We start from the raw sequence: 15685 nt of genomic DNA on the forward strand, positions 1-15685 counted from the left end.
GGCCGGTCAAGAAACAGGGGCAATGTACTGTTTACCAGATAGAGAAGTTGTAGCTGACGATCACCCGGGTTTCATCCATGTCCCGCGCCCACTGCTCGTAGTTGCTGCGATAGGTGGAGTTACGCAGGCGCACGCTGACGTCCTTGAAGGTTCCGCTCTGAACCTGATACTTGAGCTCGGTGTCGCGTTCCCACTCCTTGCCTTCAGCCAGGCTACCGGGCACTTTGATGTGGTCACCGTTGATGTACCGGGTAAAAAAGCTCAAGCCAGGCACGCCCAAGGCTTTGAAGTCATAGTCGTAGCGCAGTTGCCAGGAACGCTCCTGGGCAGCGGCAAAGTCGTTGACCTGCGCGTAGTTGACCAGATACGGATTGCTGCCATCCAGGTACGGCATAGCACTTTCACCGTACATGCGCTGCCAGCCGGCACTGACTTTGTGTCCGCCCAGGCTGTAACCGAGCATGCCACTAAAGGCACGATGGTCGATTTCACCGGCGCGGGCGTTGCCAATGTCATCACTTTTGATCAGGCGCAGATCTGCCGACACACTACCAACGTCAAGGGGTTGGCTGGCCACTACACCGAAGTAATGCTGACGGTAGATGTTCTCCAGCTTGGCAACCTGATACTGAGCGCTGAGCCGCTCATTGAAGCGGTAGTTGATGCCGGCCATATCGAAATGATCGGCAGTGGTGTTGCAGGCATAGCGCTTGTTTTTGCAATGCACACGAATGTCTTGGCGATCGGTCGAATCGCGCGCCGTGTACTTGTCCAGCCGGGCAGCCGTAAAGGTGAGGTTGTTGATTTCCTCGGAGGTGAGCAACGCGCCGTGAAACAGGGTGGGTAGCAAACGGCCGTCGTTGTACTTGAGCAAGGGCATGTCGGGCATCAGCGCACCGTACTTGAGGACGCTGCGCGAATAGCGCAACTTCCCGGTCACGCCGAGCTTGGCATATTGGTCCACCGATTCCCGCGGGTCGTGGCCAGTGGACGGCATCAAGCCACTGTTGCTGTCGGCCGGGCTGGAATCAAGTTTGATCCCGAGCATACCCACGGCATCAACGCCAACACCCACTGGGCCCTGGGTATAACCAGACTGCACGTTGAGAATGAATCCCTGAGCCCACTCTTCGCGTTTCGAAGCGCCCTGGCTGGAGCTGACATGGCCATCACGAAAGTCGCGATTGAAATAGACATTGCGTGCTTCGACTTTAGCGCTGCTGTCTTCGAGAAATCCGCCGGCTTCAGACGAAGCGGCAGCCAACATCGCAAGCAAGCCAGCCAGGCTGCGACCGGGTGCAAGTGGGAATGGGGCAAACATGAGAAGCGCAATCCGAAAGAATGACAAAACACAACCGGCACCGTTCTTGGCCCCGGCAACACAACCGGCGCTCATACATCTTGAGGCCGACCATGAATTATCTCGAAACCGCTCTATTACGGCCCATTGGACCATGGTCTAAGGAGACGACGGGATATTGACTAGTTATTTCCTATTAACGCGCAGGTAAGTAAGAAAGTTCCATTGCAGCAACGTTAAATTTCAAATGTTTACCCGCTGCCGTCGGACTACTACACTCTTTAGTAGTGCCATGTTGTACCCACCCAGTGCTGGCTGCGTTATTCAGACCGTTCCTTGTGTTTACGTATGCCGGGTCACTGCTGACATAAAGGAGTGATGACAGTGTCCAGACTTGCAGAGTTTCGTGCTGCCGAAAAAGCGCTTCAAGAACAGATGGCGCAATTGGAGGCGCTGAAAAAGGACGCCGGCCTCAAGCGCGAAATCGAGTTCGAACAAAAACTTGTCGGGCTGATGAAGAATTATGGCAAGAACCTGCGCGATATCATTGCAATCCTCGACCCCAAAGCCGTGGCCAAAGGGGCGGGAGCTGCACCGAAAACGCGTCGCGCCCGGGTGGTTAAAGTGTATGAAAACCCCCACACCGGCGAGCTGATCGAAACCAAAGGCGGCAACCACCGCGGCCTCAAAGCCTGGAAAGAACAGTACGGGGCAAAAACGGTCGACGGCTGGTTGCGTCAGTGACGGTGTTCTTCACACTTTTTTCACAACCACTCACTCAGGATGAAGACCGCTAAAGGAATAGCGCCCCATACGCCCGCTTCGGCGGGCTGCTAATGCTTGCGCCCCGCCCTTGCCAGGCGGGGCGCTTTTGCTTTGCGCAATGATTTGAGTTCCGTATCATGTGGCCCTGACTGTTTTGCTGGCACTGCAGTTGCCAGCCTCTTGAAAGCGGAGTGCCCATGAGCCTGAACCATCTCGACACCCTCCCGGGTGTCACCGCGCAACCGGATGCCGCGACCCAGAACTTTGTCTTCAACCACACCATGCTGCGGGTCAAGGACGTCGCCAAGTCGCTGGACTTCTACACCCGCGTCCTGGGCTTCAGCCTGGTGGAAAAACGCGACTTCCCAGAAGCCGAGTTCAGCCTGTATTTCCTTGCCCTGGTCGACAAGGCGCAGATCCCGGCTGACGCCGCCAAGCGTACCGAATGGATGAAGTCGATCCCTGGCATCCTCGAACTGACCCACAACCACGGCAGCGAAAACGATCCGGACTTTGCCTACCACAACGGCAACACCGATCCTCGCGGCTTTGGCCACATTTGCATCTCGGTGCCAGACATTCGCGCCGCGTGCGAGCGCTTTGAGCAACTGGGCTGCAACTTCCAGAAGCGCCTGAGTGATGGCCGCATGAAGCACCTGGCCTTTATCAAGGATCCGGACGACTACTGGGTCGAGATCATTCAGCCGACCGAGTTTTAACGAAGCGCTCGCGTTCGTCGGCCCGGCGTCCTCCGGGCCGATGCTGTGGTATACCCGAAAGAGCACCTGAACGAGGAGTGCTTGAGAACGGCGAACGACCGATACCCCAGTAGCGAGGTCAGGACGATGAAAACCCTTCAGTGCACGCATCGCAATTACACCATCACCGCCAGCGTCGAAACCCATGACGGCATCCCCACACCGTTTGCCGGCGGCTGCTTGATCACCGATCCCGAAGGCCACACCAGCAGGCGCTTGTCACTGCCGGTGAAGATGGCATTCATGGCCGACCTGGAAAACGCCCAACATGCCTCGCTTGCGCATGGTAAATGGCTGGTCGATCAGCAGTTGGACAGGCACCAGCGCGTGTTCTGAGCGGTATGTTCAATCGCGGGGCAAGCCCGCTCCCACCCTGGGGGCTGGCTCGCCCAGGCCATAGTCCTTCGGCATATTCCAGTCTTCACCGAACAGCTCTGCCGGGTGCAAGGTCCGTTCGGCACCATTACCGCAAGCCAGAGCGTTTGCCGCGCAATAGCGGTCGCAACCCCAACAGATACGCTCGGGATGCTTTGGGTTGACGGGAAAGGGCTTGGCCATGAAATCTCCCAGACAGACAATGGGCGAGCTTCCACGTTAGTACTTCGCTACCGCGCTGCCTTGATTCACATCAACTGCGCACCTCAAGCTCCGGAAATATCTCGCCAAGGCTGTCCCACAACGCGGACAGCGCGTTTTGCGTCGAAACCTTTGCCAGGCTTGCATCCAACATCTGCGCAGTACGTACCGGCTGTACCACGAAACGTTTGACCCCACGCTCGCTCAGGCGCTGGCCCAGCACCAATAGCCGTGCAGGATCGATCAGTTGCCAATGCACCGTAGTACGGCATTCATAATCAACATCACTGGCCAACAGTAGCTCAAGACTGCGCCAGTTGGCCGCCCCACTGCCCCGCACCCGGGTTATCAGTGCGCACTCTTCGGCTAACGCCTTGACATCGAAGCCAACCCAATCAGCCATCGGCAGGGCCCGGGCAAATGCCTCCGGTTTGATACCCGCACTGTGCAGGCCAACACTGAAACCCATTTGCCGGACTTCTGCCATGGCATCAGGCAATTGCGCTTGCAAGGTCGCCTCACCGCCGCTGAATACCACCGCATCGAGTAAACCGATGCGACGCCCAAGAAACGCCTGCACCTGCTCCCAGGCCAGCTCATGACAACTGCGCGCGGCGATCAATTGTGGGTTGTGGCAATACCGGCAGCGCCAGGCGCACCCCTGGCAAAACAGCACGCAGGCCAACTTGCCCGGGTAGTCGAGGGTGGTCAGGGGCACCATGCCCCCGACCCGTAATGCTCGGCTCATTGGCGCGTCGATGCCGGGCGTTCGGTGAAATGCTGGCGTTCGCGGTGCTCGGTCTGTTTGCCCGGGTTGAACGCCGATACCGGCCGGTGATAGCCCATCACCCGCGTCCAGACTTCGCAGCGCTGGCGTTGTGCTTCAGGCAGGGTATGCAGTGCAGTCATGATTACAGCTCCTTGTGCTCAGGTTGAACGAAATCAGTGCGCCGCAGCCGATTGCTGCGCCCACACCAGCGCCTCATCACATTTGGGGCAAAACTCATGTTCACCCGCCAGATAGCCATGCACCGGGCAGATGGAGAACGTCGGGGTCACCGTCAGGTAAGGCAGGCGGAAGCGACTCAACGCCTTGCGTACCAATTGTTTGCAGGCCTGCGCTGAGGAAATCCGCTCGGCCATGTACAGGTGCAGTACCGTGCCGCCGGTGTACTTGCATTGCAGTTCATCCTGCAGCTCCAGTGCCTCGAACGGGTCATCGGTGTAGCCCACCGGCAACTGTGACGAGTTGGTGTAGTACGGCGCCTGCGCACAGCCCGCCTGGAGAATGTCGGGGTAGCGCTTGCGGTCTTCTTTGGCGAAACGGTAAGTGGTGCCTTCTGCAGGTGTCGCTTCAAGGTTATAGAGGTGGCCAGTCTGCTCCTGGAAGCGCACCAGCGTGGCCCGCACGTGGTCCAGCAGGTTTAGCGCAAAGCGCCGGCCTGCTTCAGTGTGCAGGCCCATCTGGTCATCACTGAAGTTACGCAGCATTTCATGCAGGCCGTTAACGCCAATGGTCGAGAAGTGATTACGCAACGTCCCCAGATAGCGCTGGGTGTAGGGATACAAACCAGCGTCCATATGCTGCTGGATGACCTTGCGCTTGACCTCAAGGCTTTCCATGGCCAGTTCCATCAAGCTGTCCAGGCGTTCGATCAGGCCGTTGCTATCGCCTTTGAACAGATAGCCCAGGCGCGCGCAATTGAGGGTGACCACGCCCAGTGAGCCCGTCTGCTCGGCCGATCCGAACAGCCCGCCGCCCCGCTTGAGCAGTTCCCGTACATCCAGTTGCAAGCGGCAACACATTGAGCGCACCTGGTTGGGCAGCATGTCGGAATTGAGAAAGTTCTGGAAATACGGCAGGCCGTAGCGCGCGGTCATCTCGAACAGGCGCTCGGCGTTGTCGCTGTCCCAGGGGAAATCATGGGTGATGTTGTAGGTCGGAATCGGAAAGGTGAACACCCTCCCCTTGGCATCGCCAGCCTGCATCACTTCAATGTAGGCACGGTTGAGCAGGTCCATTTCAGCCTGCAGCTCACCGTAGGCAAAGGGCATTTCCTCGCCACCGATTACCGGTATCTGCTCGCGCAGGTCCTGCGGACAGACCCAGTCGAAGGTCAGGTTGGTAAAGGGCGTCTGGGTCCCCCAACGCGACGGTACATTGAGGTTGTAGATGAACTCCTGAATGGCCTGACGTACCTGCTCATAGTCGAGCTGGTCCTTGCGCACGCAAGGTGCCAGGTAGGTATCGAAGGAACTGAAGGCCTGGGCACCGGCCCATTCGTTTTGCAGCGTACCGAGGAAATTGACCATTTGCCCCAACGCACTGCTCAGGTGCTTGGGCGGCCCCGCCTCGACCCGACCGGGAACGCCATTGAGCCCTTCGTGCAACAGGGTGCGCAGCGACCAACCGGCGCAATAACCGGCGAGCATGTCGAGATCGTGCACATGCAGATCGGCCTCACGGTGAGCCCGACCAATCGCCTCGCTGTAGACCTCATCGAGCCAATAGTTGGCGGTCACCTTGCCCGCCACATTGAGCACCAATCCGCCCAGCGAATAGCCCTGATTGGCGTTGGCCTGGACCCGCCAATCTTCGCGGTCGAGGTACTCGTTCATCGAGCTCGCCACCTCGATCAGCGTCTTGCTGTCGCGCTTACGCATCCATCCCCCTGGCACTACATATAGGTGTTAATTTTCAAAAAAACACAATATGCAGTGCAGGCTACGGCTAAAGCCAAGGAACAGAATTGATCGACATCAAGCTTGTAGGAGCCGGCTTGCCCCGCGATACGATCAAACGGCCCGACTCAAACCGCACTACCGGGAAGAAATGAAATATCAACGTGATACCTCGTAGGGTCCTTGCTATCGACAAACACGCTGATCGACTGATCCTTGAGATAGCCGGAAGGATCGAACCAGATATTGTCACTTTCAAACACATGAACCTTGGAGGTACGTGGATTCAGCCATTGGCTGCGGATCATGTAAGGGTGCTGGCCGTTGATTGCAAAACGCGGGTTCGTTTCCACCGACTGAATGTCCGCCTTCACCAACTGGCCATGCTTGCGCAAATCGGCTTGCTTGCGCGATTTCCGGCGCCCCATCAGCACCATGATTATGCCAACCGCCAGCAACACTGCACCGAGCGCAGCGAGAATAATCGTCGCGAGCCACACGGTGATTCCTGCAATTTTCCCATCCGCCGGGGCACCTGCTGAATACACCACCTCAACCCGATCACCCACCGAATAGGCTGGTGGGTTGCTGGAAAAGCTGGAAATCAACTCGAAAGGCTTGCCCTCACGGTCAACATAGGCGATGACCGGCGCATAGCCACCTTGATTGTTCAACAACGCCACTACCGAGCCTGTCGCAGATTCAGCCTTGGCCAGGAACTCATCGGTACTTTTATAAGAGACACCTGCTCCCAATAGCAGCAAAGCGCCGATAGCCAAAAATGAACATTTTATGATGCCGATTGCTTTCATCATCCCCCCTGAGCACGCTGATTGAAATGCCACTTCGCTTTTTGCGCTGGCATTAGGCCAATCAGTTAGGGGATCTGAAAGAAGACCTTTCTCAGGTGTTGGTGGGAAACTTCTGAATGGCAGCGTTTCCCTGTGTGCAGCCGGCTCAATGCCCGTAAAACATCGCCTTGGCCAGGATCACGATGAGCAGCATGTGCCCGAGGATACTGCAGCGAATCCAGCGCGCTCGGCCTTCGCTCAAGCGCCCCCGCTGCAACCAGTAGGCCAGCAACAAGTAATGGCCGATGATGCTCAGGGCGAGGACGATCTTCAGGCTCAACAGGCTGGCAAAGCTGCTGGCCAGCGGTTGACTGAGCGCGCCGCGATGGTGCCAGGCCAGGCCAATGCCAGCGCCATACAGCACCAGCACCACCCCATGCAGGACCTTGCGTGAGCGCGAGGCGATGGCCTGGTCTGCCGCAGGTCGGGCAGTGGCTGATAGCTGCCCGCGTGCCGCATACCAGATGAACACTTCAAAGAATAACGAGCCGATGAAGGCAATCGCCGCCAGTAGGTGGATGATCAGTAAATAGGGATACACCATCGTTCGCCTCCTGCCTGGCTAACGGTTATCCGGGATGTCCATCGACCCGGGGGCGCAGCAGCATCGGCGCATAGCGCCAGGCATACAAGGCAAACGCCCCCACCCAACACAGCGCAGCCAGCCACAGCCCCATCAATGGCCACCACAACACCAACAGCACGCGGCTCACTGCCGCCAGATTGAGCAGAATGAACGCCAGGGTCAGCCCCGCTGGCGGCTGCAAGGGGCGCCCGGTATGGCCCAGGCTGACCCGAGCGATCATCGCCAGAATCAACCCGGCCATCGCCCCGACGGTCAGGCAATGCACTGCAAGGCTGGGGTTCAATGCAACGCCGAAATGCCACAAGGCCATACCCAGACAGGCCAATGCCAACCAGCCATACGCCAAGTGCAACGACCACAGCAACGGTACACGCCACAGCCCGCGATCATGCCAGCGCCACAAACGCACCCCGTGCCCCAGTGTCAGCGCAGCGAACAGCGCGCCGATCCAGGCGTTGGCCGACAGCGCCGGGCCAGCGGCATACAGCAAGGCCACCAGGATGGCTCCCGCCAGCAACACGCCGTCAAGCCAGGGCCAGGGGGCAACGCCTTCGACCCGGCCCAGGCCACGCTGGGTAAAAAACGGAATGACCCGACCACCGATCAGGCCCATCATCGCCGCCACCAGCCAGATAGCACTGAACACGCCCTGACGCTGCCAGCCGTCGTGTCCCAGGATCAGTCCGTACAGCGACATAGCATCTGCGCCTGTCAACAGCAGCAATACCAGCACTACCGGGTAGTTTCGCTGCTGCCGGACACGCCAGAGCATGGCGCCCATCAACAGCGCCACAACAAGCGGAAACACCAGTTCCAACAGCGCCAGCAACGGCCACGACAGATTGACCAACCAGGCAATCCGCGCGGCCAGCCACACCAACGCCAATGCCGCCAGCGGTTTGCCACTCACCCCCGGCTGGCCGGTCCAGGTCTGCCCGGCGGTGAGCAAAAAGCCGGCGATAATAGCCAGGCCAAAGCCGAACACCAATTCATGGCGGTGCCAGGCCAGCCAGCCGCCAGCAGGCTGCCAGTCGCCCAGCGCACCACCCAATGCAAACAACCATAACGGCACAGTGACCAATGCCAAGCCACAACCGGCCAGAAAGAACGGACGGAACGCCAGACGCAACACTGGCGTGATGGCCAAGGCTTTACGGCGATCAAGCACTTGCATAGGTCGACTCCTGCCCAATGCTAGGCGGTCGTGGTGGGCACACACCAGCCACGGCAAGTGGCCAACTGCCCCTGTTCGAGCTTTTCCAGATATAGGCCAAGTACCTCGGTGTTTTGTGCGTACAACCGTTCAAACTGGCTGACCGCGCCGAGGCCAAAGCCAATATGATCGCAATCACCATAGCGGGTAAAGCCCAGCGCATTACGGTGCAGACGGCCACGCTCCTGAGCAATGGCCAAGTCATCATCGGGCCGTACAAACAACCCCAGACCGATATGCTGATACCCAGCAGCCAGCAAGCGCTCAAAGCAGATTTGCCGCATCAACGCCGTGTCTGGCTGATGACCTGCCTCGGCTTGAGCACCGTGCATGTACCGTAACGGCGGCTGGGCGTAGTCGAACACCTGCAGGCGGTCGGGCTCCAGTTCGATCAGGGTGGTCAGTTTGCGCGCAACACTCTGTGGGGTTTGCCAGGCATGGCCATAACCGATGTCGACGCTGACTGTATGGTAGCCAAAGGTGCGCGCGGCATCGATCAGCGACTGAATAGGCGCCGGGTTCTGAAAGCCTGCCACCGACAGCCCGTTGCTGATGTTCGGAACGCCGATGCTGACATGATGAAAACCCAGGTCGCGCAGCAGGCCCATCGTCGCCCACGTCGTATGGTGCAGATCAACATCAACGCTGTAATCAGCGCTTTCATGGCTGAGAAAATTGAAGCGACGGCGCAGCTGGCTCATCAATTGCTGCAGCATCGCGGGCTCCGGCGTCATCCCAGCCAGGTGAAACTGTTCAACCCGCTGCTGCATCGCCACGTGACAGCCGACCCGCTCGATCTCCCGGGCCAGGCCTTGGTAATACGCATCGATACCGGGTTCAGCGCTGGCCGGCACCTGCAGGTTCAACGCCAGCGAACGTTGCTGCTGGCGGCTGCGGCGTAGCGCGCGCAGTACATCCAGTGAACCGACACCAGAGTGGTATGCGCCAACATCGACATGGCAATTGCCATCGAGCACGCCTTCATCGTGTCGATCAAAGGGCTCGTTGTGGGCGTGAAGGACGTCGAGCATGACGGGGCTCCGAGACGGGCTGCGGAGTTTCAGTGTCTGCCGAGAATGGCTGATAGGCCTTGATTTGTATCAAACCCAGGCTACCAAGTCAGGTAGAACATGCCTTTGGCCAGCAACACGATCACCACCATATGCGTAAACACACTGGTGTGAATGAACTTCACCCAAGCGGCGCTCATGCGCTGGGTCTTGAACAGCAGCATGGCCCCCAGAAAGTGCAACAGCACGCTGACAGCAAGCACGATTTTCAGCAGCAGCAAGGTGCCGAATGACGAAGTGAATGGATGTTCGATCAGCGGCAGATAACGCAACCAGACCATCCCGGCCCCGGCACTGAACAGTACCAGCAACACCCAAGGCATCAGCTGCCGGGCACGACGGCCGATCGCCTGCTCCAGCAGCACCATCAGCCGGGCGGGCAATTGTTTACGAATAGACTCCAGAAACAGCACTTCGAAGAACACCGTGCCGATAAAGATCAAGGCGGCGAACAGGTGCAGGGTCAGCAGTATTGGATAGATCATCAGGCCCTCTCGGCGCACAGCCTATGCCTGGCATTCAACCTACAGGCCTGGCAGATGAACGAGGTTGATGTTGATCAAGGAAAGCCGCAGCAGCTTGCCGGACATCAGCGCCGATATCGCCAGCGCTGGTACCACGGCAACGGCTCGCTGAACACATCCCGTAACTGCACAACCGAGGCCCGACGGGCAGCGGGATCAAAAGCCAGCGCCCTCTGCAAAACAGGCCAACAATGCTTCGGCAGGTTCGGCGGTGCTTGCAGTTGCTGGTCAAGACGCTCATCACGCGCCTGAGTCGAAGGCAATCGTTGGAACGGGTGCTTGCCGCCGGCCAGCTCATAGATCACACACGCCAGCGAATACAGATCACTACTGATCGACAGTGAAGCCCCCTCCAGCAACTCCGGAGCAGCATAACTGGGCGTCCAGGCGTTGAAACGACTGCGGCTAAGCTGCGGTAACCCGGTCAGAATGCCCTCCTCTGCCCGGCTGAGACCGAAGTCGAACAGGCGTACACCGTCCTCGCACAGCATCACGTTACTCAGCTTCATGTCGCCATGCAGTACGCCGCAAGCGTGGCTGTATGCCAACGCCTCAAGCAGCGGCAACACCACATCGCGCAGCTCGTTCCATGGCAACCCCAACGGCCGTTCGCAGAGCAACTGGTCCAGGGCCAGACCACGCATTAGCTCCATGGTGAAGAAGGCACGCCGACACTCGGTGTCGACCTCGAAACTGTGCACACGGACGATATTCGGGTGACGCAGGCGTCGGCTCAGGGCGAACTCGCTATAGAGCAAGGCGCTGGCATCCGGCGTCTCGGAGAATGCTTCGCTCATGACCTTGAGCGCGATGTAAGGGTCCGGATCGCCGTACTGTTCGTGCAACAGATCCCGTGCACGGTATACCGCCCCCATGCCGCCCGCCCCAAGCAGGCGCTCAAGGCGGTAACGTCCGGCCAACACATCCGGCAGTTCGCCCACCGACGCCACCGTTTTGTTACTGCGGCTACAGTGCTTGCTGGCGCGCTTGCGGCCTTTGCCCTTGGTGGCCAGTCCAGCGGGTACTGCAAGGGCGTTGGCGAAAGCGAAATAGGTCAAGTTACCGACCGCTTCCTCGTCGCTCTGACTGTCGTCGAGCGCTGGTTTGAGCTCGCTCATTGGCGGATCACCACAGCCGTCATGTTGTCCCGTGCGGCCCCGCGCAGGGCGTCGTCGAACAGACGCGCCAGTGCCTGCTGCGGCGACGCCAGGTTCAAGGCTTCGCCCAGGGCATCGCTGCTCAGCCCCTGATACAAGCCATCACTACACAGCAAAAAGGCGTCGCCGGGATAGACCTGCAGCTCCAGGATCTCCAGCGCCAATTGCTCGCGGGCACCCACGGCCCGGGTCAATGCGTTGGCCGCCGGATGCGCGCGCGCCTGCTCGATGCTCATCTGTTGCCCGTCGATCAATTGCTGCATCAGCGAATGGTCTTTGGACAGCTGGTACAAACGCTGCCCGCGCCACAAGTAACAGCGACTGTCGCCGGCCCAGATGCACGCCGCGCGGTCGCCTTTGAGCAACAAGGCAACCACGGTGCTGCCCATGATGCTGTCCTGGCGTCCGGCGCCCACGGTCAACTCCTGGCTGAGGCGTCGGTTAAGCCAGTGCAGGCACCGACGCAGGCCCTCAAGCTGATGCTCGAAACTGTCCTGCGCCGGTAGCTCGGCCAGGCTGGCAACGATCAACTGGCTGGCAATATCGCCGCCCTGATGCCCGCCCATGCCGTCGGCAACCACCCAGAGCCCTTGCCCCGGGCAGTCGAGGAAGGCATCTTCGTTGCGCGCCCGAACCTTGCCTGGATCGGTGCGCGCCGCGCTGCGCCAGACACGGTTATGCGCCATCAGAGCGCTGCCGGCATGCGGAACGTGCGCAACACCCGCATATCAAACGGGTTCGGTACGCGCTGGCTCATCAGCAGATAATTGGCGCGCAGGCCTGCCACCTCAGTCTTGAGAACCAACACATCGCGCCCCGTCAGGTACTCGGTCTGCATCAGGTCGAGCAAACGGAACAGCGACCAGGGCCCGGTGTTTTTTTCGATGCCGATCGAGCGCCCGACCCGCTTTTCCAATACCAGGCTGGTGCGGCCGTCCTCAGCATCGGTTGGCCACTTGAACGCCATCGGTACGATCGGGCCGTGACGGTACTCCAGGGTCTTGTCACCGAAACGGAATTCGGCACGGCTGACTGCCGGATCAAGGGTGTACGGCTCCAGCTTGAACTGCACCTGCGGCTGCGTCGGATTCTGCGCGAAGAAACTCTGGCGGATCACCTGGGCTGCGCCCATCTGATCGAGGTAAGCCCTGGACACCGGCAGACTGTGACCGTCGATACTGCGCAGACGGTAGTTGCCTGAATCGCCACTGACGAACGGGCGCATGTAGGTGTCAAAGAAGCGATCGGCGACGCCTTGCGCCTTGAAGAACTCGCGGAAGTCGCTGATGGCAACATCGCTGGCACTGTGGGCGTTGAACGGATAGCGCTTGCTGATGGCCTTGCCATAGAAGCTGTACAGCTCGCTCTGATAGCGCTGGTTCAGGTACTGATAGGCGTCGCTGAGCACCAGGCGCCAGGCGTCCTCCGCCAACAGATTGAACCAGGCACTGACCGGACGCGGCAGGCGCCCCGAGGCACTGCGCAGGTTGTTCAACGCGTCGCGCTGGCCGCCCATGCGCATCTTGGCCATCTCATACGCCGCCTGCTCGGGTAAGCTGGCGCGGGCCAGGCCGGCCAGTTGCAGCTGCAGGTCATTAAGCGCCTGCAGCACTGGCGCCAGATCCGCTGCCGGGCCGTTGTGCTCATCGAGCAGACGGTGCAACGGCTCGAAGCGACGCTGCAGTGATTTCTTCGCGGTGTCCGGCTGGTGCTGGCCGAGAACCCCCTGCATCTTGCCGGCAGCCGCCGTGGCCACCTTGTCCAGCGCCCCGCCCTTGGCGACGGCTTTGTTCGCTGCGGCGCCAAGCGCTTCAACGTCTGTGCCGATGACCTGGAAACGGGTGTTGTCTCGGACCGCCACCAGCAACTGCACGACCGGCGAGTTGGCCGAAATCAAGCTGGCGAGCTGATCGGCGCCTTCGCCGGCATCATTGAACGGTTGCAGGCCAACCTGGCCGACGGCTTCACTCCAGTAGTTGGCGTAGTCGCCGAAATACAGCTGCTCAAGCGCTACCATCAGGCGGCGCAAATCCATGGCGCTGATAGCGCTGCTTTCACCCAACACCCAGTTATCACGCAGGATGTCGCTGACCAGCGCGCTGCCCTGAACCGAAAAGTACTGCTGGTAGCCCTGCTGGGTGTAGAAGCCCGGGATTGCATAGTCAGTGCCGTAGAACAACTCAGCCTGTGACCCCAGGTGCTGGCTCAGGCGATACTCCGGCAGGCTGCGCCCCTGTTCGCGCAACGCGCGATACACCACGTTGGCCAGCGATTCACTGCGCAGCACCTGACGGGCCTGGGCTACCAGGGTGTCGTTGAGCGGGTAACTGAACGGCAGTGCGAGCAGGTGTTCAAGGTGCAGGTTCAGGCCATTCTGTGCTGCACTGTTGCCGGCATAGCGGGTAGACCAATCGCTGGCGACCCAGTGCTTCAGCCAGGCACGATCGCGACGATCCTCCAGGTTCAGCATCAGGTACGCCCGCAGGCTGTTGAGCAACAGTTCGCGATCGCCCATGCTTGCGCGGATCTGCCCTTCGAGCCTCTGCGCCAGCCGTGGCAGCAACTGTTCCTGCAGCTCACCTTCATAAGCACGGAGCACCACCGGGTTGCTTTCATTACCCTGGTACAGGCCGACCCGCTCGTACAACGCCACCTCCTGCGTGCCCGGGAAGACGCGGGTGGACTCGAATCGGGTGTCGAGGGATTTCAGTATCGCCAGCGCATCGTCGCCTTCACTCAGGCTGCTGCGCTGCTGAATCCAGCCCTGCGCCAGGACGCGCAGCTTTTCCAGTCGCTCGTAGTTGACCGAAAAGCCGCCGGCCCAGAGCAGGCCGAACAACACCAGCGTCACCAGCGCGCCACCGTACAGGGCACGCTGGCCCCAATGGATACGTTTACGCTCGCGCTTGTCCAGACCGGCCAGATTGGCTTCCGGGAAGATCACCCGGCTCAGCAGGTGGTGAATGAAGCGTGTACGACCACTGGGCAGAGCGCCGTTCGGTTCGGCGCCACTGGCGTCATCACCGTCAGGCTTTTCTGTCAGGTGCGGTGCACTGGTCAGATAGAATCCGCGCAAGGCGTTAGCCCGCTGGTAGCGATTGCCAGCGAACGCTTTCTCGACGAACAGGCACAGGTGCGCACCGATCTGTTCCAACTGATGCGGGAAATCCAGAATACGGCCACGGCGCTGCGTGTCGCGTTCCTGGTGCATGCGCATGATCACCTGGCTGTTCAAGCGCAGCAGCAAGGCTTCAAAGGCCTGGCGCAGTACGTCGACGTCGGTGCCGTTCTGCTCCTTGGCAAAGCTGGTGCCGAGTACCTGATCACTTTCCTCGCGGCTCAACTGATCGAAAAACGCGTCGAAGCCCAGCAACTGGTCGGCCTTGCTCAGTACCAGGTACACCGGCACTTTGACGTGCAGTTTCTGCTGCACCTGCTGCAGACGCAGGCGCACCACGCCCGCCAGGTCCTGGACCTTCTGCGCAGTGCCATCGAGCAGTAGTTCCACCGGTACAGTCACCAGCACACCGTTCAGCGGCCGCCCGCGCCGGCGTTTGCGCAGCAGCGTGAGCAAGGTGTTCCAGCCACTACCGTCGACGGCTGCATTGTCCTGGCTCAGGTAGCGGCCCGCGGTATCGATCAACACACCGTGGTCAGCGAAGTACCAGTCGCAGTAGGGGGTGCCAGCGGTGGCGCGCGTGAGCTTGCGCTCGTTCGTATTGATCGGGAACTCCAGCCCGGAGTAATCCAGCAGGCTGGTTTTGCCACTGCCCTGCGGGCCAATCAACAAGTACCAGGGCAGCTCGTCACGCCAGCGTTCGCTACGCCCGCGGTACAGGCTCGAGGTCTTGAGGGTGCGCAGGGCCTGCTTGAAGCGCTTGCGCAGTGCTTGGCGCTCGGCGTCGATCTGCGCTTCACGCTGCAGCCGCGCCTGGCCGTCTTCGCTGTCCTCGCGTTGTTTTTTTCGCACCCCGGCGCGCCAGCTGACAAAGACCATGCTCAGGCCCCAGATCAGAAACAGCACGCTGATGCTGAGCAGGCGCGAGGTCGCGCTTTCCCAGAACTTGTAATCGTTGACCGCCAGCAGCGGCCCGACGCCCCACACCAGCAGCGCCACAGCAAGCACCAGCAAGAGTGTCCAGAGCCAGGTCTGGCGCAGCAAGGAAGCGGTTTTGTTGAAGAAGTTTTTCATTACACGTACCT

General features: G+C 59.9%; 13 protein-coding genes and 2 pseudogenes. 3 read left to right on the forward strand and 12 right to left on the reverse strand.

Annotated features, from left to right (window positions below; translation table 11 throughout):
- Nucleotides 1-31: 31 nt before the first annotated feature.
- Complete coding sequence (locus ACP6KB_RS14880; RefSeq protein WP_442107704.1) at nucleotides 32-1321, reverse strand: OprD family porin; 1290 nt, start codon at nucleotides 1319-1321, stop codon at nucleotides 32-34.
- Nucleotides 1322-1684: 363 nt separating this feature from the next.
- Here ACP6KB_RS14880 and ACP6KB_RS14885 point away from each other — a divergent pair, with 363 nt between their 5' ends.
- The 3 genes from ACP6KB_RS14885 to ACP6KB_RS14895 all read left to right on the forward strand — a co-directional run bounded on the left by ACP6KB_RS14885 (nucleotide 1685) and on the right by ACP6KB_RS14895 (nucleotide 3159).
- Nucleotides 1685-2044: a histone-like nucleoid-structuring protein, MvaT/MvaU family gene (locus ACP6KB_RS14885; RefSeq protein ID WP_442107706.1), complete on the forward strand. Its 360-nt coding sequence runs from the start codon at nucleotides 1685-1687 to the stop codon at nucleotides 2042-2044.
- A 218-nt stretch (nucleotides 2045-2262) separates the two neighbouring features.
- Nucleotides 2263-2784 (forward strand): lactoylglutathione lyase, encoded by a 522-nt coding sequence (gene gloA, locus ACP6KB_RS14890; RefSeq protein ID WP_442107708.1) that lies wholly within the window; start codon nucleotides 2263-2265, stop codon nucleotides 2782-2784.
- 126 nt (nucleotides 2785-2910) lie between these two features.
- Nucleotides 2911-3159 (forward strand): hypothetical protein, encoded by a 249-nt coding sequence (locus ACP6KB_RS14895; RefSeq protein ID WP_442107710.1) that lies wholly within the window; start codon nucleotides 2911-2913, stop codon nucleotides 3157-3159.
- A gap of 9 nt (nucleotides 3160-3168) precedes the next feature.
- Here the strand turns inward: ACP6KB_RS14895 and ACP6KB_RS14900 are convergent, their stop codons facing one another.
- The 11 genes and pseudogenes from ACP6KB_RS14900 to tssM all read right to left on the reverse strand — a co-directional run bounded on the left by ACP6KB_RS14900 (nucleotide 3169) and on the right by tssM (nucleotide 15674).
- Entirely contained in the window at nucleotides 3169-3381 is a 213-nt protein-coding gene (locus ACP6KB_RS14900; protein WP_442107712.1) for a DUF3079 domain-containing protein, read from the reverse strand.
- Between the two features lie 70 nt (nucleotides 3382-3451).
- A complete protein-coding gene (locus ACP6KB_RS14905; RefSeq protein WP_442107714.1) occupies nucleotides 3452-4147 on the reverse strand; it encodes an anaerobic ribonucleoside-triphosphate reductase activating protein in 696 nt (231 codons plus the stop codon).
- Nucleotides 4144-6063, reverse strand: a pseudogene (locus ACP6KB_RS14910) (ribonucleoside triphosphate reductase). The gene ACP6KB_RS14905 and the pseudogene ACP6KB_RS14910 overlap by 4 nt, the downstream one beginning before the upstream one ends.
- A 146-nt stretch (nucleotides 6064-6209) precedes the next feature.
- Nucleotides 6210-6893, reverse strand: a complete 684-nt coding sequence (locus tag ACP6KB_RS14915) for a DUF3592 domain-containing protein (protein ID WP_442107716.1) — start codon at nucleotides 6891-6893, stop codon at nucleotides 6210-6212.
- A 145-nt stretch (nucleotides 6894-7038) separates the two neighbouring features.
- Nucleotides 7039-7476 (reverse strand): CopD family copper resistance protein, encoded by a 438-nt coding sequence (locus tag ACP6KB_RS14920; RefSeq protein ID WP_442107718.1) that lies wholly within the window; start codon nucleotides 7474-7476, stop codon nucleotides 7039-7041.
- Between the two features lie 25 nt (nucleotides 7477-7501).
- Nucleotides 7502-8692, reverse strand: a complete 1191-nt coding sequence (locus ACP6KB_RS14925) for an NnrS family protein (RefSeq protein ID WP_442107720.1) — start codon at nucleotides 8690-8692, stop codon at nucleotides 7502-7504.
- A 44-nt stretch (nucleotides 8693-8736) separates the two neighbouring features.
- A pseudogene (locus tag ACP6KB_RS14930) lies at nucleotides 8737-9762 on the reverse strand (coproporphyrinogen III oxidase); the annotation flags it as partial.
- 80 nt (nucleotides 9763-9842) lie between these two features.
- Complete coding sequence (locus tag ACP6KB_RS14935; RefSeq protein ID WP_442107722.1) at nucleotides 9843-10286, reverse strand: CopD family copper resistance protein; 444 nt, start codon at nucleotides 10284-10286, stop codon at nucleotides 9843-9845.
- A gap of 104 nt (nucleotides 10287-10390) precedes the next feature.
- On the reverse strand, nucleotides 10391-11443 hold the full coding sequence (locus ACP6KB_RS14940; protein WP_442107724.1) for a serine/threonine-protein kinase: 1053 nt from the start codon (nucleotides 11441-11443) through the stop codon (nucleotides 10391-10393).
- On the reverse strand, nucleotides 11440-12168 hold the full coding sequence (locus tag ACP6KB_RS14945) for a PP2C family protein-serine/threonine phosphatase (protein ID WP_442107726.1): 729 nt from the start codon (nucleotides 12166-12168) through the stop codon (nucleotides 11440-11442). Before ACP6KB_RS14945 ends, ACP6KB_RS14940 begins: the two co-directional genes overlap by 4 nt.
- Nucleotides 12168-15674, reverse strand: coding sequence for a type VI secretion system membrane subunit TssM (tssM, locus tag ACP6KB_RS14950; protein ID WP_442107728.1), 3507 nt, complete (start codon nucleotides 15672-15674; stop codon nucleotides 12168-12170). The genes ACP6KB_RS14945 and tssM overlap by 1 nt, the downstream gene beginning before the upstream one ends.
- Nucleotides 15675-15685: the final 11 nt, after the last annotated feature.

Source organism: Pseudomonas sp. NUPR-001, assembly GCF_052147955.1.
Taxonomy (GTDB): domain Bacteria; phylum Pseudomonadota; class Gammaproteobacteria; order Pseudomonadales; family Pseudomonadaceae; genus Aquipseudomonas.

Bases quoted from the DNA above. Each gene is read 5' to 3' on its own strand.
- ACP6KB_RS14920 (WP_442107718.1), bottom strand. From the start codon at position 7,476: ATGGTGTATCCCTATTTACTGATCATCCACCTACTGGCGGCGATTGCC.
- tssM (WP_442107728.1), bottom strand. From the start codon at position 15,674: ATGAAAAACTTCTTCAACAAAACCGCTTCCTTGCTGCGCCAGACCTGG.
- ACP6KB_RS14940 (WP_442107724.1), bottom strand. From the start codon at position 11,443: ATGAGCGAGCTCAAACCAGCGCTCGACGACAGTCAGAGCGACGAGGAA.
- gloA (WP_442107708.1), top strand. From the start codon at position 2,263: ATGAGCCTGAACCATCTCGACACCCTCCCGGGTGTCACCGCGCAACCG.
- ACP6KB_RS14915 (WP_442107716.1), bottom strand. From the start codon at position 6,893: ATGAAAGCAATCGGCATCATAAAATGTTCATTTTTGGCTATCGGCGCT.
- ACP6KB_RS14945 (WP_442107726.1), bottom strand. From the start codon at position 12,168: ATGGCGCATAACCGTGTCTGGCGCAGCGCGGCGCGCACCGATCCAGGC.
- ACP6KB_RS14880 (WP_442107704.1), bottom strand. From the start codon at position 1,321: ATGTTTGCCCCATTCCCACTTGCACCCGGTCGCAGCCTGGCTGGCTTG.
- ACP6KB_RS14895 (WP_442107710.1), top strand. From the start codon at position 2,911: ATGAAAACCCTTCAGTGCACGCATCGCAATTACACCATCACCGCCAGC.
- ACP6KB_RS14905 (WP_442107714.1), bottom strand. From the start codon at position 4,147: ATGAGCCGAGCATTACGGGTCGGGGGCATGGTGCCCCTGACCACCCTC.
- ACP6KB_RS14935 (WP_442107722.1), bottom strand. From the start codon at position 10,286: ATGATCTATCCAATACTGCTGACCCTGCACCTGTTCGCCGCCTTGATC.
- ACP6KB_RS14925 (WP_442107720.1), bottom strand. From the start codon at position 8,692: ATGCAAGTGCTTGATCGCCGTAAAGCCTTGGCCATCACGCCAGTGTTG.
- ACP6KB_RS14900 (WP_442107712.1), bottom strand. From the start codon at position 3,381: ATGGCCAAGCCCTTTCCCGTCAACCCAAAGCATCCCGAGCGTATCTGT.